Here is a 1,795-nt window from a genome sequence, read left to right on the forward strand (position 1 = left end):
GGCTCGCTCATCAGTCGATACTTAACGCCAAGGCAAGATCGGAATGGCGGTCACCGCATTCTGCGGGCTGCCCTCGATCACGCGATCGCTGTAGACCAGGTAAACCAGGGTATTGCGCTTTTTGTCGAGAAACCGCACCACCTGCATGGTCTTGAACACCAGCGAAGTGCGCTCGCGGAACACTTCTTCGCCGTCCTTGAGCTCGCCCTTGAAACTGATCGGCCCAACCTGGCGACAGGCGATGGACGCCTCGGCGCGATCCTCGGCCAACCCGAGACCGCCCTTCACCCCACCCGTCTTGGCTCGCGACAGATAACAGGTCACGCCATCGACCTTAGGGTCGTCAAACGCCTCGACCACAATCCGGTCATTCGGCCCGACGAACTTGAACACGGTGGACACCTGACCGATTTCTTCAGCCGAAGCCAGCAGCGGCACTGCCAGCAGCAAGCCGATCAATCCTTTTGCCAAACCCATGATTTTTCCTTAGACGAGGATCAGGTTGTCACGGTGAACCAGCTCGGGCTCCGCCATGTAGCCCAACAAGCCGACAATCGCATCAGACGACTGACCGATGATTTTCTGTGCCTCCAGCGCGCTGTAGTTGGCGAGGCCACGGGCGATCTCGCGACCGTCCGGCGCTACACACACGACCATTTCGCCGCGACGGAAACTGCCCTGGACGAGCTTTACGCCCACCGGCAGCAAGCTTTTGTTGCCTTGGGACAAGGCCGACACGGCACCGGCGTCCAGCACCAAGGTGCCACGGGTCTGCAGATGCCCGGCCAGCCATTGCTTGCGCGCCGCCAACATGCCGCGCTCCGGCGAGAGCAAGGTACCAATGCGCTCGCCTGACTTCAGGCGATCCAGCACCCGCTCCAAGCGACCACCAACAATGATGGTGTGCGCGCCGGAACGGGCCGCCAGACGCGCCGCGCGCAGCTTGGTCTGCATGCCACCACGCCCCAGCGCCCCGCCAGTACCGCCAGCGACCGCATCCAGCGCCGGGTCGTCAGCACGGGCTTCGTAGATCAGCTTGGCGTCAGGGTTGTTGCGCGGATCGGCATCGAACATGCCGTCGCGGTCCGTGAGGATCACCAACAGGTCCGCCTCCACCAGGTTCGCCACCAACGCGGCCAGGGTGTCGTTATCGCCGAAACGGATTTCGTCGGTGACCACGGTGTCATTCTCGTTGATCACCGGGATGACCTTCAGCTCCACCAGCGCCCGCAACGTACTTCGGGCATTGAGGTAGCGCTTGCGGTCGGACAGGTCGTCATGGGTCAGCAGGATCTGCGCCGTATGACGGCCATGCTCGGCAAAGCTCGACTCCCAGGCCTGGACCAGGCCCATCTGGCCAATGGCGGCAGCGGCCTGCAGCTCATGCATCGCGCTGGGTCGCGACGTCCAGCCCAGGCGACTCATACCGGCGGCCACGGCCCCGGACGAGACCAATACCAGCTCGACGCCAGCCTCATGCAAGGCCACCATCTGCTCGACCCACACCGCCATTGCCTGGCGATCCAGGCCCTTGCCATCCGCTGTCAGCAGTGCGCTACCGATCTTCACGACCCAGCGCTGCGCACCCGTCACCTTGCTCCGCATTTTCTTCAACCTTTGCCAGCGAACGACGCGACCCAGCGCCGCCCATGGGATTATTCGTATTTGCGTTTTACAGATACCAAAACGCCGCTCGATTGAGCGGCGCCTTGGAAACCGGCTGGCTGCGATGATAACACCGCACCGAAACACTTGAACCTGTGGGAGCGATGGTGCGGCAATCCGACTTGCTCGC

The 1,795-nt window shown here is 62.6% G+C and carries 2 protein-coding genes; both read right to left on the reverse strand.

Annotated elements, in window-relative coordinates:
* Window positions 1-21: 21 nt before the first annotated feature.
* Entirely contained in the window at window positions 22-477 is a 456-nt protein-coding gene (locus OC610_RS26875) for a CreA family protein (RefSeq protein ID WP_003205733.1), read from the reverse strand.
* 9 nt (window positions 478-486) lie between these two features.
* Window positions 487-1,605, reverse strand: a complete 1,119-nt coding sequence (gene proB, locus OC610_RS26880; RefSeq protein WP_030140287.1) for a glutamate 5-kinase — start codon at window positions 1,603-1,605, stop codon at window positions 487-489.
* Window positions 1,606-1,795: the final 190 nt, after the last annotated feature.

It is taken from the genome of Pseudomonas agronomica (assembly GCF_025917275.1).
Taxonomy (GTDB): domain Bacteria; phylum Pseudomonadota; class Gammaproteobacteria; order Pseudomonadales; family Pseudomonadaceae; genus Aquipseudomonas; species Aquipseudomonas agronomica.